Source organism: Sphingopyxis flava, from assembly GCF_900168005.1.
Taxonomy (GTDB): domain Bacteria; phylum Pseudomonadota; class Alphaproteobacteria; order Sphingomonadales; family Sphingomonadaceae; genus Sphingopyxis; species Sphingopyxis flava.
Window position 1 is genome coordinate 101,817 of the sequence record NZ_FUYP01000005.1, and the last position, 14,423, is coordinate 116,239.

The 14,423-nt window shown below is 68.6% G+C and carries 12 protein-coding genes; 10 read left to right on the forward strand and 2 right to left on the reverse strand.

The annotated features are described in order from the left end of the window. Positions 1-124: 124 nt before the first annotated feature. The 3 genes from B5X69_RS05480 to B5X69_RS05490 are packed head-to-tail and all read left to right on the forward strand — an operon-like array spanning position 125 to position 5,617. Positions 125-910, forward strand: coding sequence for an ImuA family protein (locus B5X69_RS05480; RefSeq protein ID WP_079637687.1), 786 nt, complete (start codon positions 125-127; stop codon positions 908-910). Continuing rightward, positions 813-2,351, forward strand: coding sequence for a Y-family DNA polymerase (locus tag B5X69_RS05485; RefSeq protein ID WP_245798614.1), 1,539 nt, complete (start codon positions 813-815; stop codon positions 2,349-2,351). Before B5X69_RS05480 ends, B5X69_RS05485 begins: the two co-directional genes overlap by 98 nt. Beyond that, complete coding sequence (locus B5X69_RS05490) at positions 2,348-5,617, forward strand: error-prone DNA polymerase (protein WP_079637688.1); 3,270 nt, start codon at positions 2,348-2,350, stop codon at positions 5,615-5,617. Before B5X69_RS05485 ends, B5X69_RS05490 begins: the two co-directional genes overlap by 4 nt. Positions 5,618-5,736: 119 nt before the next feature. Here the strand turns inward: B5X69_RS05490 and B5X69_RS05495 are convergent, their stop codons facing one another. Continuing rightward, positions 5,737-6,582: a flagellin N-terminal helical domain-containing protein gene (locus B5X69_RS05495; RefSeq protein ID WP_079637689.1), complete on the reverse strand. Its 846-nt coding sequence runs from the start codon at positions 6,580-6,582 to the stop codon at positions 5,737-5,739. Between the two features lie 215 nt (positions 6,583-6,797). Beyond that, complete coding sequence (locus B5X69_RS05500; protein ID WP_079637690.1) at positions 6,798-7,670, reverse strand: flagellin N-terminal helical domain-containing protein; 873 nt, start codon at positions 7,668-7,670, stop codon at positions 6,798-6,800. 249 nt (positions 7,671-7,919) lie between these two features. On the opposite strand from B5X69_RS05500, the gene fliE reads away from it, so the two are divergent. The 7 genes from fliE to B5X69_RS05535 are packed head-to-tail and all read left to right on the forward strand — an operon-like array spanning position 7,920 to position 14,416. Then, entirely contained in the window at positions 7,920-8,264 is a 345-nt protein-coding gene (fliE, locus tag B5X69_RS05505) for a flagellar hook-basal body complex protein FliE (protein WP_079637821.1), read from the forward strand. A 3-nt stretch (positions 8,265-8,267) separates the two neighbouring features. Further along, the gene (gene fliF, locus B5X69_RS05510) at positions 8,268-9,914 is read left to right on the forward strand and encodes a flagellar basal-body MS-ring/collar protein FliF (RefSeq protein ID WP_079637691.1); all 1,647 of its coding nucleotides are present in this window, start codon (positions 8,268-8,270) and stop codon (positions 9,912-9,914) included. After that, the gene (gene fliG / locus B5X69_RS05515) at positions 9,907-10,938 is read left to right on the forward strand and encodes a flagellar motor switch protein FliG (RefSeq protein WP_079637692.1); all 1,032 of its coding nucleotides are present in this window, start codon (positions 9,907-9,909) and stop codon (positions 10,936-10,938) included. The genes fliF and fliG overlap by 8 nt, the downstream gene beginning before the upstream one ends. After that, positions 10,931-11,542 (forward strand): FliH/SctL family protein, encoded by a 612-nt coding sequence (locus B5X69_RS05520; protein WP_079637693.1) that lies wholly within the window; start codon positions 10,931-10,933, stop codon positions 11,540-11,542. Before fliG ends, B5X69_RS05520 begins: the two co-directional genes overlap by 8 nt. Then, positions 11,539-12,870 (forward strand): FliI/YscN family ATPase, encoded by a 1,332-nt coding sequence (locus B5X69_RS05525; RefSeq protein WP_079637694.1) that lies wholly within the window; start codon positions 11,539-11,541, stop codon positions 12,868-12,870. Before B5X69_RS05520 ends, B5X69_RS05525 begins: the two co-directional genes overlap by 4 nt. Beyond that, the gene (locus B5X69_RS05530) at positions 12,867-13,313 is read left to right on the forward strand and encodes a hypothetical protein (protein WP_079637695.1); all 447 of its coding nucleotides are present in this window, start codon (positions 12,867-12,869) and stop codon (positions 13,311-13,313) included. The genes B5X69_RS05525 and B5X69_RS05530 overlap by 4 nt, the downstream gene beginning before the upstream one ends. After that, a complete protein-coding gene (locus tag B5X69_RS05535) occupies positions 13,313-14,416 on the forward strand; it encodes a flagellar hook-length control protein FliK (RefSeq protein WP_139375672.1) in 1,104 nt (367 codons plus the stop codon). Before B5X69_RS05530 ends, B5X69_RS05535 begins: the two co-directional genes overlap by 1 nt. Positions 14,417-14,423 lie beyond the last annotated feature (7 nt).

Genomic DNA, 14,423 nt, shown 5'->3' on the forward strand with positions numbered 1-14,423 from the left:
GGAGCGACAAGTTTGACAAGCTAGCAATTTTCGCGCGCGCAGCGCCCCGATTTTCCTCTCCAAGGACCGGCGCCTTGACAAGCAGCGAGACTCGCGCGCTAATAGAACATATAGAGAACATGCTATGCGCGAGTCGTCTTCCCCTCTCGCCGGGCTTCGCCGCCGCGTCGCCCGGATCGCTGCTTCCGGCGGGCTGTCCGGTGCGCGCGCCGAGGGCTGGCTTGCGAGCGGGCACGCGGGGTTCGACGCCGCGCTGGGCGGCGGACTCGCGGTCGGACGGGTGCACGAGATATTCGCCGACCCGCTCGACGCCGCCACCGCCGCCGCCTTCGCGGCGCTGCTCGCACTGCGCGGCGGGGGCACGGCGCCGCTCTTCTGGCTCCGAACCGCCGACGCCGCGCGGCAGGGCGGGCACCTCTACGCACCCGGCATCGCCGAGCTTGGCGGTGACCCCGACCGGCTGCTGCTCGTCGAGACGGCGGACACGAAGGCGCTGCTCGCCGCGGCCAATGATGCGCTCCGTTGCCACGGCTCGGCGGCGGTCGTCGTCGAAAGCCGGGGGCGCCTGCCCGCGCTCGACCTGACCGCCGGGCGGCGGCTCGCGCTCGGTGCGCGCGACGCCGGGACGGTGCTGCTGCTCTTGCGCCTGGGGGCCGAACCCGCGCCGAGCGTTGCCGACACGCGCTGGCGCATCGCGGCGGCGCCCTCGCGCGAACTGGAGGCGAACGCGCCGGGTGCGCCCGCCTTCGACCTTGAATTGCTGCGCTGGCGCGCCGGTCCTGCGGGCGGGCGCTGGCGGCTGGAGTGGAACCGTGACGATCAAGCCTTCCGCGACGCGGCGCTATCTGGCGCTGTTCTTCCCCTGGCTTCCCGCCGAGCGCTGGAGCCGCACGGCGCCGAGGCCGCCTGACGCCCCGCTCGTCTTTGCCGAGAAGCAGCGCGGAGCGCTGCGTCTTGCGAGCGTCGACGCGCGCGCCGCCGCGCTCGGCCTTGCCCCCGGCATAGCGCTCGCCGACGCGCGGGCGCAGGTGCAGGATCTCCTCGTCGAACCGCACGATCCGGCGCGCGACCGCGACTGGCTCGACCGGCTCGCGCAGGGCTGCGCGCGCTATACGCCGCTCGTCGCGCTCGACCCGCCCGACGGGCTGATCCTCGACATCGCCGGCGCCGCGCATCTGTTCGGCGGCGAGGGGGCGCTGGTCGCCGATGCCGAGGCACGGCTCGAGCGGACGGGTATGACCGTGCGCGCGGCGCTCGGCCCCACCGCCGACGCGGCACGCGCACTCGCGCGCTACCCGGCGCCGCCCGCCCCCGACGAGGCGGCGGCGATCCGGCGGCTGCCGGTCGCGGCGCTCGAACTCGATGCCGAGGCAACGCGCGCGCTCACCCGCGCCGGGCTCAAGACGATCGGCGACCTCTCGAGCCGGCCGATGGCAAGCCTCGCCGCCCGCTTCGGCGCCGGGGCCGCGACGGCGCTGCGCCGCCTGACCGGCGACGCCCCCAGCCCGCTCGCCCCGCGGCTGACGCCGCCGCCTGTCGCCGCCGAGCGCCGCTTTGCCGAGCCCGTCGCGAGTGCCCCGCACGCGATGGGCGTGCTCGCTGAACTGGCGGACGAAGCGATCGAAGCGCTGGCCGAACGGGGCAAGGGCGGGCGCGATTTTCGCGCCACCTTCTTTCGCAGCGATGGCCTGGCGCGGACGATCGCGGTCGAGACCGGGACGCCGACGCGCGACGCCGCGCTGGTGATGCGCCTGTTCGCCGAACGGATCGATGCCTTGCGCGATCCGATCGACCCCGGATTCGGCTTCGACACGATCCGCCTCGCCGTGCCGCGGATCGAGCCGTTCGACGCAAGCCAGCTCCGGCTCGAAGGCGGCGCGGCGCGCGCGCCCGCGATGGACGAACTCGCCGACCGGCTCGCGACCCGGCTCGGGCGCGGACGAGTGCGGCGATACCGACCCGCCGACACGCATATTCCCGAACAGGCACAGCTCGAACTCCCTGCGATCGACGCGCCGCCGCCGCAAGCCTGGCCCGCACCCGCACCCGGCGAACCCCCGCTGCGTCCCTTCTGGCTCTTCGACCCGCCGCAGCCGATCGAGGTGATCGCCGAAGTCCCCGATGGCCCACCGCAGCGCTTTCGCTGGCGCCGCGCGCTGCACGCGGTGCGCCGCTACGAAGGACCCGAGCGCATCGCCGCCGAATGGTGGCGCCGTCGCGACAACAAGGGGCTGACCCGCGACTATTACCGCATCGAGGACGACCGCGGCCGCCGCTACTGGCTGTTCCGCCACGGGCTCTATGAGGAAAAGCCCGATCCGCGCTGGTACATCCACGGGCTGTTCGCATGAGCGAGCCCGACACCCCGCCCGCCTTTGCCGAGCTGGTCGCCGCGACCAACTACAGCTTCCTCCGCGGCGCCTCGCACCCTGCCGAAATGGTGGCGGAAGCGATAACGCTCGGCATGAGCGGCATCGGCATTGCCGACCGCAACAGCGTCGCCGGGGTGGTGCGGGCGTGGGCTTTTCTGAAAGAGCTGCAGGTCAAAAAGCCGTGGATGGTGGAGGGCTTCCGACTGGTGGTCGGCGCGCGCCTCGCCTTCGCCGACGGCACCCCCGACATCGTCGCCTATCCGGTCAGCCGGCATGGCTGGGGGCGGCTGACGCGGCTGCTGTCGACCGGCAATTTGCGCGCGCAAAAAGGCGACTGCGTCCTGTACCTTGATGATCTGCTCGCCTGTTGCGACGATCTGCTGCTGATCGCAATGGACGGCGACGCGGCGCTGTTGCGAACGCTCAAGCAGGCGCGACCGAAGTCGGTGTGGCTGGCGGCCACCATGCCGCGCACCGGCAGCGACGCGCGGCGACTCGCCGAACGCCAGCGCCTGTCGGCCGCGACCGGCGTCCCGTTGCTCGCAACCAACGACGCGCTCTATGCCGCCGCCGCGCAGCGCCCGCTTCACGACATCATCACCTGTATCCGGGAGGGAGTGACGGTCCAGAAGGCGGGCCGTCTGCTGCGCGCCAATGGCGAGCGCTATCTGAAGGCGCCCGGGGAGATGAAGCGGCTCTTTAGCGCCTGTCCCAAAGCGGTCGAGGAAAGCACGAAACTGCCCGCGCGCATCCGCTTCCGCCTCGACGACCTGCGTTACGAATATCCGCACGAACCGGTGCCGCCGGGCTGGAAGCCGTTCAACTATCTTCACCATCTGGTGAAGACGGCGGCGGAGAAGCGCTATGGGACGCCGCTGCCGCCCAAGGTCCGCAAGCTCCTCGGGAACGAGCTGCGGCTGATCCGGCGCCGGAGCTATGTCTATTATTTCCTGACCGTCTACGATCTCGTCCGTTTCGCGCGGGCGCAGGATCCGCCGATCCTCTGCCAGGGGCGCGGATCGGCCGCCAATTCGATCGTCTGCTTCCTGCTCGGCGTCACCTCGGTCGACCCGATGCAGCACGAACTGCTCTTCTCGCGCTTCATGTCGGCCGAGCGCGACGAACCGCCCGATATCGATATCGATTTCGAGCATGAGCGGCGCGAGGAGGTGATTCAGCATATCTATGAGCGATATGGCCGCAACCGCGCCGGGATTGCCGCGACTGTCATCCATTACCGCCCGCGCAGCACGATCCGCGAGGTCGGCAAGGCGCTCGGCTTCAGCGAGGATGTGACCGCACGGCTCGCCGACACGAGCTGGGGAAGCTGGGGCAACGAGGTGCCCGTCGAGCGGCTGATCGAGGCCGGGCTCGACCCCTCGAATGGCGAGATCGAGCGGCTGCACCGCTTCGTTGGCGAACTGCTGAAGGCGCCGCGGCATCTATCGCAGCATGTCGGGGGCTTCGTGTTGACCGAAGGCCGGCTCGACGAGCTGGTACCGATCCATAATGCCGCGATGGAAGACCGCACCTTTATCGAATGGGACAAGGACGACATCGACGCGCTCGGGCTGATGAAGGTCGACGTGCTCGCGCTCGGAATGCTGACCTGCATTCGCAAATGCTTTGACCTGATGCGCGAGCATGGCCTGGGCGACAAGACGCTGGAACTCGACATCGATGCCAGCGATTCCGCCGTTTATGCTATGCTCTGCAAAGGCGACAGCATCGGCGTGTTCCAGGTCGAAAGCCGCGCTCAGATCAACATGCTGCCGCGGCTCAAACCCCGGGAATTCTACGATCTCGTCGTGCAGGTAGCGATCGTCCGCCCCGGCCCGATCGAGGGCGACATGGTGCACCCCTATCTGAAGCGGCGGAACGGGCAAGAGAAGGTCCAATTCCCTTCCCCTGCGCCGCCGCACGATCCCGATGAGCTTTACGACGTGCTCAAAAAGACCTTCGGCGTCCCGCTGTTCCAGGAACAGGCGATGAAGCTGGCGATGGTGGCCGCCGGTTTCACCGCCGAGGAAGCCAATGGCCTGCGCCGCGCGATGGCGACATTTCGCAATGTGGGAACGATCGACGATTTCCGCGACAAGATGATCGGTGGCATGGTTCGCCGCGGCTATGAACAGGAATTCGCCGAACGCTGTTTCAAGCAGATCGAGGGGTTCGGCAGCTATGGTTTTCCCGAAAGCCATGCCCAGTCCTTTGCGCGGCTCGTCTATGTCTCGTCATGGATCAAGCATTATCACCCCGCCGTCTTCACCTGCGGCCTGCTCAATTCGCAGCCGATGGGCTTCTATGCGCCCGCGCAGCTCGTTCGCGATGCGCGCGAGCATGGTGTCGAGGTGCGCGGGGTCGATGTGAATGCGAGCGGGTGGGACAATAGCCTTGAGCGGCGCGCCGACGGCGATCTCGCGCTGCGGCTGGGGTTCCGCCAGGTCGACGGGTTTCGCGAGGACTGGGCGAGGCAGATCGTCGAGGCGCGCGACCGTCCCCTTGCCAGCGTCGAGGAGCTGGCGCGCCGCGCCGCCCTGCCTCCCCGCGCGCTGCGGCTGCTCGCCGAAGCCGATGCCTGCCGGTCGATGGGGAGCGAGCGGCGCCCGGCCCTGTGGGAGGCGCGGCGGGTACGGCAGGGGATCCTGCCGCTGTTCGGCGCTGCGGGCGCGGACGAACTGGGCGCGGAGGCGGATGCGAAGCTCCCCCCGACTCCGCTCGTCGAGCATGTGCTGACCGATTACCAGACGACGCGGCTGTCGCTGAAGGGCCATCCAATGGCCTTCCTGCGCCGCGCCTTTGCGAAAGAAGGCGTGCTGAGCTGCCGCGAGACCGCGGCGGCGAAGAACGGGCTGATCGTCCGTACTGCCGGGATCGTGCTGATCCGCCAGCGGCCCGGCAAGGGCAATGCAGTGTTCATCACGCTCGAGGATGAAGGCGGAATCGTCAATGTCCTCTTATGGGCACGGCATTTCGAACGCTATCGCCGTGCCGTCATGGCGTCGCGGCTGATGCTGGTCGAAGGCGAGGTGCAGCGGAGCAAGGAGGGCGTCGTCCATCTGATGGCGACGCGCATTATCGACCGGACGGCGATGCTCGATACGCTGGGCAGCGACCGGCGTTTCGATCCCGAGGTCTGCCGCGCCGACGAGGTCAAGCATCCGCAGCCGCCCCGGGACTATGCCGCGAAGCATGGCCACCCGCGCAATGTCCGTATCCTGCCCCGGTCGCGGGACTTTCATTGAGGCCTTCCTTTGCCAGATGGGCGGCTGCGAGCGGAACCAGCCCAAAGAAAATGCCCCGGCCGTGGGGGCCGGGGCATCTCGTTCCGGGCAGTGAAAGACACAGCCCGATATTATGCGCCTTAGCGGAGCAGGTTCATCACGCCCTGCTGGCTCTGGTTCGCCTGGGCGAGCATCGCGGTCGACGCCTGAGCGAGGATGCCGGCGGCGGCGAGCTTGGTCGATTCAGCCGAGAAGTCGGCGTCCTCGATGCGCGACTTGGCGTCGGCGAGGTTGGTGACGGTCGACGTCAGATTGTCGACGGTCGCCTCGAGGCGGTTCTGCTGCGCACCAAGATTGGCGCGTTCGGTCGCGACCGTCTGAATGGCCGTGTCGAGCGTCGCGAGCGCCGTCGAGGCAGACGACGCAGTCGACAGATCAATCGGGTCGGTGCCATCATGGACGCCGAGGGCCTCGGCGGTCAGCGCCTTGATCGAGACGTCGACCGTCTCGCCGTCGTTGAGGCCGGTCTGGATCGAAATCGTCACCGGATCGGTCGGGTCCGTTGCATCGCCTTTCAGGAGGTCGGTGCCGTTGAAGGTCGTACGGCTGGCGATGTCGTCGATCTGCGACACCAGCGCGGTGACTTCGGTCTGGATCGCAGCGCGGTCATCGTCACCGAGCGTGCCGTTCGCCGCCTGCACCGCCAGCTCGCGCATGCGAACGAGGATGTTCGAGATGTTGCCCATCGCGCCTTCGGCGGTCTGCGCGAGCGAAATGCCGTCGTTCGCGTTGCGAACCGCCTGATTGAGACCGCGGACATTGGCGTCCATGCGGGTCGCGATGGCGAGGCCGGCGGCGTCGTCCTTCGCGCTGTTGATCCGCTTGCCGCTCGACAGACGTTCCATCGCCTGCGATTGCATGCGGTTCGCGACGCGCGAATTATTCTGGGCGCGAAGCGCGCTCACATTCGTGTTGATGACAGTCATGGTCTTCCTTTCCGGCCCCACTGGGCCATTCCCGTGGCGTGCGGCTCGGTGAGCTTCACGAAGACAATGACGGCAGAATGCGACGGGACTTAAGCGCCAGTGTCAAAAAAATGGCGACCTGCGGCGGACGACCCCTTCCCGCAAAGAAAATGCCCCGGCCGTGGGGCCGGGGCATCTGTTCCGGGCCGCGAAAGAACAGCCCGATATTATGCGCCTTAGCGAAGCAGGTTCATTACGCCCTGCTGGCTCTGGTTCGCCTGGGCGAGCATCGCGGTCGAGGCCTGGGCAAGGATGCTGGCGGCAGCGAGGTTGGTCGATTCGGCCGAGAAGTCGGCGTCCTCGATGCGCGACTTGGCGTCGGCGAGGTTGGTGACGGTCGACGTCAGATTGTCGACGGTCGCCTCGAGGCGGTTCTGCTGCGCACCAAGGTTCGCACGCTGCGTCGCGACCGTCTGGATCGCGCCGTCGAGGATGGCGAGCGCATCCGAAGCGTCAGCCGCCGTCGCAAGGCTGATATCCGAAACCGCCGAACCGGCGACGAGAGTCGGCGCCGTGTCGGGATCGCTGTCGGCGTCCTCCACCGCACCAATCGCGCTGGCCTGAAGGTCGGCGATCGCGATCGTCACCTTCTCACCGCTGTTGACGCCGGTCTGGATGTCGATCGACGCCCCGCCCGCAAGGAGGTCGGTACCGTTGAACGTGGTGCGGGTCGCAATATCGCCGATCTGCGACACCAGCGCGGTGACTTCGGTCTGGATCGCAGCGCGGTCATCGTCACCGAGCGTGCCGTTCGCCGCCTGCACCGCCAGTTCGCGCATGCGAACGAGAATGTTCGAGATGTTGCCCATCGCGCCTTCGGCGGTCTGCGCGAGCGAAATGCCGTCGTTCGCGTTGCGAACCGCCTGATTGAGACCGCGGACATTGGCGTCCATGCGGGTCGCGATGGCGAGGCCGGCGGCGTCGTCCTTCGCGCTGTTGATCCGCTTGCCGCTCGACAGACGTTCCATCGCCTGCGACTGCATGCGGTTCGCGACGCGCGAATTATTCTGGGCGCGAAGCGCGCTCACATTCGTGTTGATGACAGTCATGGTCTTCCTTTCCAGCCCCCCAAGGGCCATTCCCGTAGTGTGAGGGCTCACTGAGCGGTCACGAGAGCCTGTAACGGCACGGCGCGCCGACCTTTAAGCCCGGCGTGTCAAAAATTTGCCGCGCGGTGCCATCTTTCCATGGAGATCGTCATCAACATATTGAAATATATCTATTAAAAATTCTGGCACGCACTTTGCTTTCTTCTTTTGGCGCGTGGCGACCCGCCGCGCCCAGGACGGATGAGAGAGATGAGCACGATCGACCAGAGCCGACTGCTGCAAATGCGCAGTTCGATCCTCAGCCAGAACCAGGCGCTGCAACGCGCTGCGGGCCGCGGCGCTGCAACCGGCGGCATCGAAGGCAGCGGAGAAACGCCCGATTTCGGTTCGGCAATCTCGGCCGCGCTGCAGCAGGTCAACGCCCAGCAGGGGCGCGCAAGCGACCTCAGCGAGGCCTATGAGCGGGGCGACACCCACGACATCGTCAGCGTGATGATCGAGCGCCAGAAGGCCTCGCTTGGTTTCGAGACGACGCTGCAGGTGCGCAACAAGCTGCTCTCCGCCTACCGCGACATCATGAACATGCCGGTGTAACCGATGGCCGATACCCAGATCCTTGCGCCCGTTCCCGACGCCGGCCGCTTTCCGGTCCCCGCCCTTGCGGGCCGGATCGAGCCATTCCGCCAGTTCGTCCGCCAACCCGCGGTCCAGCGCGCGCTTCCCGCGATCGCGATGACTTCGGCGATCGGCATCGCCGCGCTCGCTTATTTCACAATGCAGGCCGCCCCGCAGGCGCAGCTGTTCGCGGGGCTCGACGACGCCGACAAGGCGGCGGTCGCCGGCGCGCTGCAGTCGCAGGGCATTGGTCATACGATCGACCCCGTTACCGGCGCGCTGACCGTCGATGCCGACAAGCTCTATCAGGCGCGCATCGCCCTCGCGGGCCAGGGTCTGCCCAAGGCGCAGCCCAGCGGCGACAGCCTGATCGCCGCGTTGCCGATGGGCTCGAGCCGCGCGATCGAGGGCGAGACGCTGCGCGCCGCGCGCGAGGCCGACCTGGCGCGCACGATCGAAGCGATCGACGCGGTGAAGAGCGCGCGCATCCATATCGCCGCCGCCGAGCCCAGCCTGTTCGTCCGCGAAGACAAGCCGGCGACGGCCTCGGTCATGCTGACGCTGCAAAACGGCCGCTCGCTTTCCGACGGGCAGGTGCAGGCGATCCGCTTTCTCGTCGCCTCCTCGGTGCCCGGCATGAATGCCGATCAGGTGTCGGTGATCGACCAGCGCGGCGCGCTGCTGTCCGACGCCGCAACGTCGAGCGACATGCAGGCCTTTCAGCTCCAGACGCAGATGGAAGACCGCTATCGCCGCGCGCTCGACACGCTGCTCGGCCCCATGCTCGGCGCGGGCAATTATACGGTCGAGGTCCACGCCGACGTCGACATGTCCGAAAGCCAGGCGACGCGCGAGAGCTTTCCCGAGAACGACCGGGCGCTGACCAGCGAACAGATCACCAAATCGGTCAGCGGTCAGGGCGCTCCGCCGGCAGTCGGCATCCCCGGGGCCTTGTCGAACCAGCCGCCGCCGGCGACCAGCCTGTCGCAGACCCCGACCGCCGCTGGAACCCCGGCGGCTCCCGGTACCGAAAGCAACGAACGCGCCGCGCGATCCTATGAGGTCGGCCGCGAAATTTCGGTGACGCACCAGCCGCAGGGCCGCCTCCGCCGCGTTTCCGTGGCGGTGGCGCTCAATCAGGGGAGCAAGGCGCTGGGTCAGGCTGACCTCGCCAAGATCGACAATCTGGTGAAGGGCGCGATCGGCTTCGATGCTGCGCGCGGCGATATGGTCGCCATCGGCCAGCGTCCCTTCGCCAAGATCGAAGATGCAAGCCCCGCTTTCTGGGACCAGGGCTGGTTTCTGCCGCTGGTCAAGCAACTCGGCGCAATTCTTGCCGCGGTGCTGGCCTTTCTGTTCATCGGCCGTCCGCTGATCAAATCCGCGAAGGCGCGGGCCGCGGCGCGCGCCGAACGCGACGCCGCGCTCGAAGAATCCCTCCTCGCCGCCACCGACGCACCGCCGGCGCTCGGCAACCGCCGGGCGGAGCGCGAGATCACGCTCGAAATGATCGAAGCCGCGCCGAGCTATGAGGCGCGCGCCAATCTGGTCCGCGAATTCGTCCGCCAGGACTCGGCCCGCGCCGCGCTCGTCGTGCGCCAGTTGATGCAGGAGGGCGCCCGTGGCTGAGCTCGACCCCGCCCTCGGCGTCGCCCCGGCCCAGCCAGTGGACGGCTCGGCGTCCGCCGCGATCCTCCTCATGCTGCTCGACGAAAGCGAGGCGGCCGCGATCCTCAAGCATCTGGGTCCCGACGAGGTCCGCCAGCTCGCGAAGGCGATGTTCGACACCGCGAGTGCGACCGAGAGCGAGATCGACCAGGCGCTCGACCGCTTTGTGACCCGCAGCCGCTCGGTGAGCGCGCTCGCGGTCGGTGCCGACACGCGCATTCGCACCGTGATCAATCAGGCTGTCGGCAATGTCCGCGCCGACAATATTCTTGCCGCGGTTGCCCCGCAGTCGAGCGCGGCATCACTCGAGATGCTGCGCTGGATGGATGTCGATGCGATCAGCGCGCTGCTCGCCAGCGAGCATCCGCAGGTCGGCGCGCTGATCCTTTCGGTGCTCGTACCCGATGTCGCCGCGCGCGCGATCGAGACCCTTGACGAAGGACTGCAGGCCGATCTCGTGCTGCGGGCCGCGATGCTGAATGCTGTGCCGGCCGCCGCGATCGAAGACCTCGAAGCCGTCCTCGCCGCGGCCAATGTCGGCGGCCAGCGCGTCGCCAAGCAGCCGATCGGCGGCCCCAGCGACGTCGCCAAGATCATGAAGGTGATGCCGCGGTATCTGTCCGAACGGACGATCCGCGCGCTCAAGAAGCACGACCGCCAGCTCGCCCAGACGATCGAGGAAGAAATGTTCGTCTTCGACAATCTGCGCGACCTCGACATGCGCAGCCTCGGGACCGTGCTGCGCGCGGTCGACGCCGCGCAGCTCGCGCTCGCGCTCAAGGGCGCCGACGAGGCGATGGCCGACCTTTGCCTGTCGACGATGTCGAAGCGCGCGTCGGAAACAATCCGCGACGAGATGGCCGAAATGACGATGGTCAAGCGCACCGACGTCGAGGATGCGCAGAAGAGCATCATGCAAGTCGTCCGCCAGATGGCGGCGGCCGGCGAGATCGTGATTGCGGGCGGAGCCGACGATTATGTCTGACCGCAGCATCGAAACCGGCTTCGCCCCGATCGCGCTGACCGCCGCGATGGCGCGCTCAAGCGGATTCCGCCCGCGCTCGTTCGAGCCCGCGATGACGGTCGCCGAGGCGCCGCAGGAGGTCAGCGAGCCCGCCGCGAGCGAGCCCGCGCAGGACCCGTTCGCGCTCGGCCTTGCCGAGGGCCAGCGCCTTGCCGAAGCCGCCTTCGCCGCCGAGCGCCACCAGCTGCTCGCGCTGGTCGCCGCGGCCGAGGCGCTGCAGGACGAATCGAGCGAGGAGCTCGCGCAGATGATCGCCGAGACGGTCGAGCGGCTCGTCCGCCAGATCGTCGCCGCGGCGCCGATCGACGCCGCCTGGCTCACGGCGCAGGCCGAAACGGCCGCGGCGATGATCGCCGAATGCGACAAGGCGCGCACCCTGTGGGTTCACCCCGCCGACGCAGCGCTGCTCGTCGACAGCCCGCTGACGCTGCCGGTCGAGGCCGATCCGTCGATGATGCGCGGCACCGTCCGCATCGAAACCTCGGCCGGCTGGATCGAGCACGGCCGGTCGGTCTACCTCGACGAGCTGCGGGCCGCGCTCGGCCGCGCGGAAGATCGCGCGTGACGCGCCGCCTCGCCATGACCGCGCAGCAGCTGCTCGCGCCGATCGACCTCGCCAAGGCAAGCCCGCGCCGTATCGGCACGCTGGTCGCTCACGAGGGGATCATGCTCGAAGTCTCGGGCTTTCCGCAGCCGCTCGGCAGCAATATCCGCATCAAGTCGGCAAGCGGCGATTATGTGAACGGCGAGGTCGTCGGCTTTCGCGGCCACCGCAGCCTCGTCCTGCCCTTCGATACCAACCAGCCGCTTGTCACCGGTGCGCCGGTCGAACCGCATGGGGCATCGAGCATGGTGCCCGTCGGCAAGGCTCTTCTGGGCCGCATCATGGATGCGCAGGGCAATCCGCTCGACGGCCGTCCGCCGGTCAAATCGCAGTTCCAGTGGCCGCTCGCCGGACGCAAGGTCAATCCGCTGCGCCGCGGGCGCGTCACAAAGCCGCTCAACATGGGGGTGCGCGCCATCAACGGGCTGCTCACCGTCGGGGAAGGCCAGCGCGTCGCGATCGTCGCGGGGTCAGGCGTCGGCAAATCGGTGCTGATGGGCCAGATGATCGCGGGCACCGAATGCGACGTGATCGTCGTCGGCCTGATCGGCGAACGCAGCCGCGAGGTCAGCGATTTCGTCGAAACCAAGCTGACGCCCGCCGTGCGCAAGAAATCGGTCGTCGTCGCTGTGCCCGCCGATCATCCGCCGCTGCTTCGCCTGCGCGCCGCGATGCGCGCGACCGCGATCGCCGAGGCGTTTCGCCACGAAGGCAAGAAGGTGCTGCTGCTGATCGACAGCCTGACCCGCGTCGCGCACGCGCAGCGCGAGATCGGGCTGACGCTGGGCGAGCCGCCGACGATGAAAGGCTATCCCCCTTCGGTCTTCGCGCTCATCCCCTCGCTCTGCGAACGCGCGGGTATCGACCGCGAAACCGGCGGATCGGTCACGGCGCTCTACACCGTGCTCGCCGACGGCGGCGACATCGAGGATCCGGTCGTCGATTCGGCGCGCGCGATCGTCGACGGGCATATCATCCTGTCGCGCACCCTCGCCGAGCAGGGCGTCTACCCTGCGATCGACGTCGCGCGCTCGCTGTCGCGCACCATGGCCGACTCGGTCGATGCCGCGCACCTCACGGCGGCCGCGCGCTTTCGCCAGCTCTGGTCGGCCTACGAGGAAAATCGCGACCTTATGCTGATGGGTGCCTATGTCGCCGGCGGCGATCCGGTGCTCGACGAAGCCATCGCCCGCCACGCCGACCAGCTCGCGTTCGTTACCCAGCCTGCCGGAACGCAGGTCGATTTCTCCACCTCTCGCCAATCTCTCATCGAAGGATATCCTGCATGACCACCCGTACCGCACGCCGCAAACGTATCATCCGCGTGCGTTCCGTCGAGCATCAGATGGCGGAGGCCAATCTGGCGCGCGCCAATGGCGAGCTTGCCAACCTGGTCGAGCTGGCGAAACGGCTCGAAACGCTGCGCGTCGACCTCGCGATGGCCAAGGGCGAGGTCGCAGGCCGCGCGCTCAATTCGATCGGCGAGCTTGCGGTGCGGCTCGACATGGCCAAGGAAAATCTGACCGCGCCGCTGAGCCACGCGAGCGCCCGCCGCGACCAGCTGGGCGCGCTCGCCCGCCGCGCGATGGCCAAGGAAGAATCGGCCGTGCGCCTGTACGAGCGCGGCCGCAAGTCTGCCGAGCAGGAAATGGAGCGCCGCAGCGACGCCAACCGTCCGCACCGTCCGCGCGGTGGCATGCAGTTGCGGCTGATCGAAGGCGGCATCGCATGATGAGCGCGCTGCCCCAGGCGCCCGCGCAGGCGGGGGTCGCCGCGATTCTCGCCGCATTGGGCGGCGGGCGGGCGGGCGAGCCTGGTGCCGGCTTCGACCGGCTGTTCGCGGGGCTTCCCGCCGAGCAGCCGATCAACGCCGCCCCGGTGCTGCCGAATAGCGCCGAACTGCCGCTCGACATTGCGGCCGCCCCCGTGCAGGCGAGCGACGCTCCTGCACCGCAGGTCCCGGCCTTGGCCGAGCCGGCGGCCGATGCCGCGCCGGGCGGGCAGCAGCCGGCGTGCGGCGCGACCGCAGCGGCGGCGCTACTCGCAGTGCTCGACAACGGCTTTGCTGCCGCCAGCCCTGCCGCGATCCCCTCGGGGACCACGGGAGGAGCCAAACTCGCGCAGGCCATCGACGCCCCCAAGGGGGGGGCAGAGGACGAAGGCGCACCCGCGGAGCCTGATGCCGCCCTCGACATGGCCCCGCTGCTTCCCGCGATCGCGTCGCCCGAAGCCAGACCGGCCGCCTCCGCGGCGACGGGGGCTGCCTCGCCGATCACCGCCGATGGCAAGGGCGCCCAGCCGATCGCCCCCGATTCCGGCGCGTCGATGGCCGTGATCTTCACGCAGCCGGCCACGCACAGCCCGGGAGTCGTCGCGCCCGCAAGCGCCGAGCCGGTCGCCGAGCGCACACTCGATCTCGCGTCGGACGATGCCTGGATCGCGCAGCTCGCCTCGGACATTGCAGCAACGAAATCCGAAAGCGGCGACATCAGCTTTCGCCTGATGCCGCGCCACCTCGGCCGTCTCGACGTCGCGATGACCAGCGATGATGCCGGCGTGTCGGTGAAACTCGACACCCAGCATGAAGCGACCGCCACGGTCGTCCACGCAGCTCAGGGCAAGCTTGTCGACGAGCTGCGCCAGCAGGGCGTCCGCGTCGTCGGCGCCGAAGTGACCTGCACGCCGGGCGAGACCGGTCGCCATTCGCAGGGTCAGGGCCGCGCACCCGCGCATGACCCCGCCCACCTCATCGAAACCGCTGCCGAGCGCGTCGAGGCGCGCTCCGAACCGCATCGCGAAGACCGCGCCGCCGCACACCGCGGCCGCTTCGCCTGAACTGAAA

Bases quoted from the DNA above. Each gene is read 5' to 3' on its own strand.
- B5X69_RS05480 (WP_079637687.1), top strand. From the start codon at position 125: ATGCGCGAGTCGTCTTCCCCTCTCGCCGGGCTTCGCCGCCGCGTCGCC.
- B5X69_RS05490 (WP_079637688.1), top strand. From the start codon at position 2,348: ATGAGCGAGCCCGACACCCCGCCCGCCTTTGCCGAGCTGGTCGCCGCG.
- B5X69_RS05495 (WP_079637689.1), bottom strand. From the start codon at position 6,582: ATGACTGTCATCAACACGAATGTGAGCGCGCTTCGCGCCCAGAATAAT.
- B5X69_RS05500 (WP_079637690.1), bottom strand. From the start codon at position 7,670: ATGACTGTCATCAACACGAATGTGAGCGCGCTTCGCGCCCAGAATAAT.
- fliE (WP_079637821.1), top strand. From the start codon at position 7,920: ATGAGCACGATCGACCAGAGCCGACTGCTGCAAATGCGCAGTTCGATC.
- fliF (WP_079637691.1), top strand. From the start codon at position 8,268: ATGGCCGATACCCAGATCCTTGCGCCCGTTCCCGACGCCGGCCGCTTT.
- B5X69_RS05520 (WP_079637693.1), top strand. From the start codon at position 10,931: ATGTCTGACCGCAGCATCGAAACCGGCTTCGCCCCGATCGCGCTGACC.
- B5X69_RS05530 (WP_079637695.1), top strand. From the start codon at position 12,867: ATGACCACCCGTACCGCACGCCGCAAACGTATCATCCGCGTGCGTTCC.
- B5X69_RS05535 (WP_139375672.1), top strand. From the start codon at position 13,313: ATGAGCGCGCTGCCCCAGGCGCCCGCGCAGGCGGGGGTCGCCGCGATT.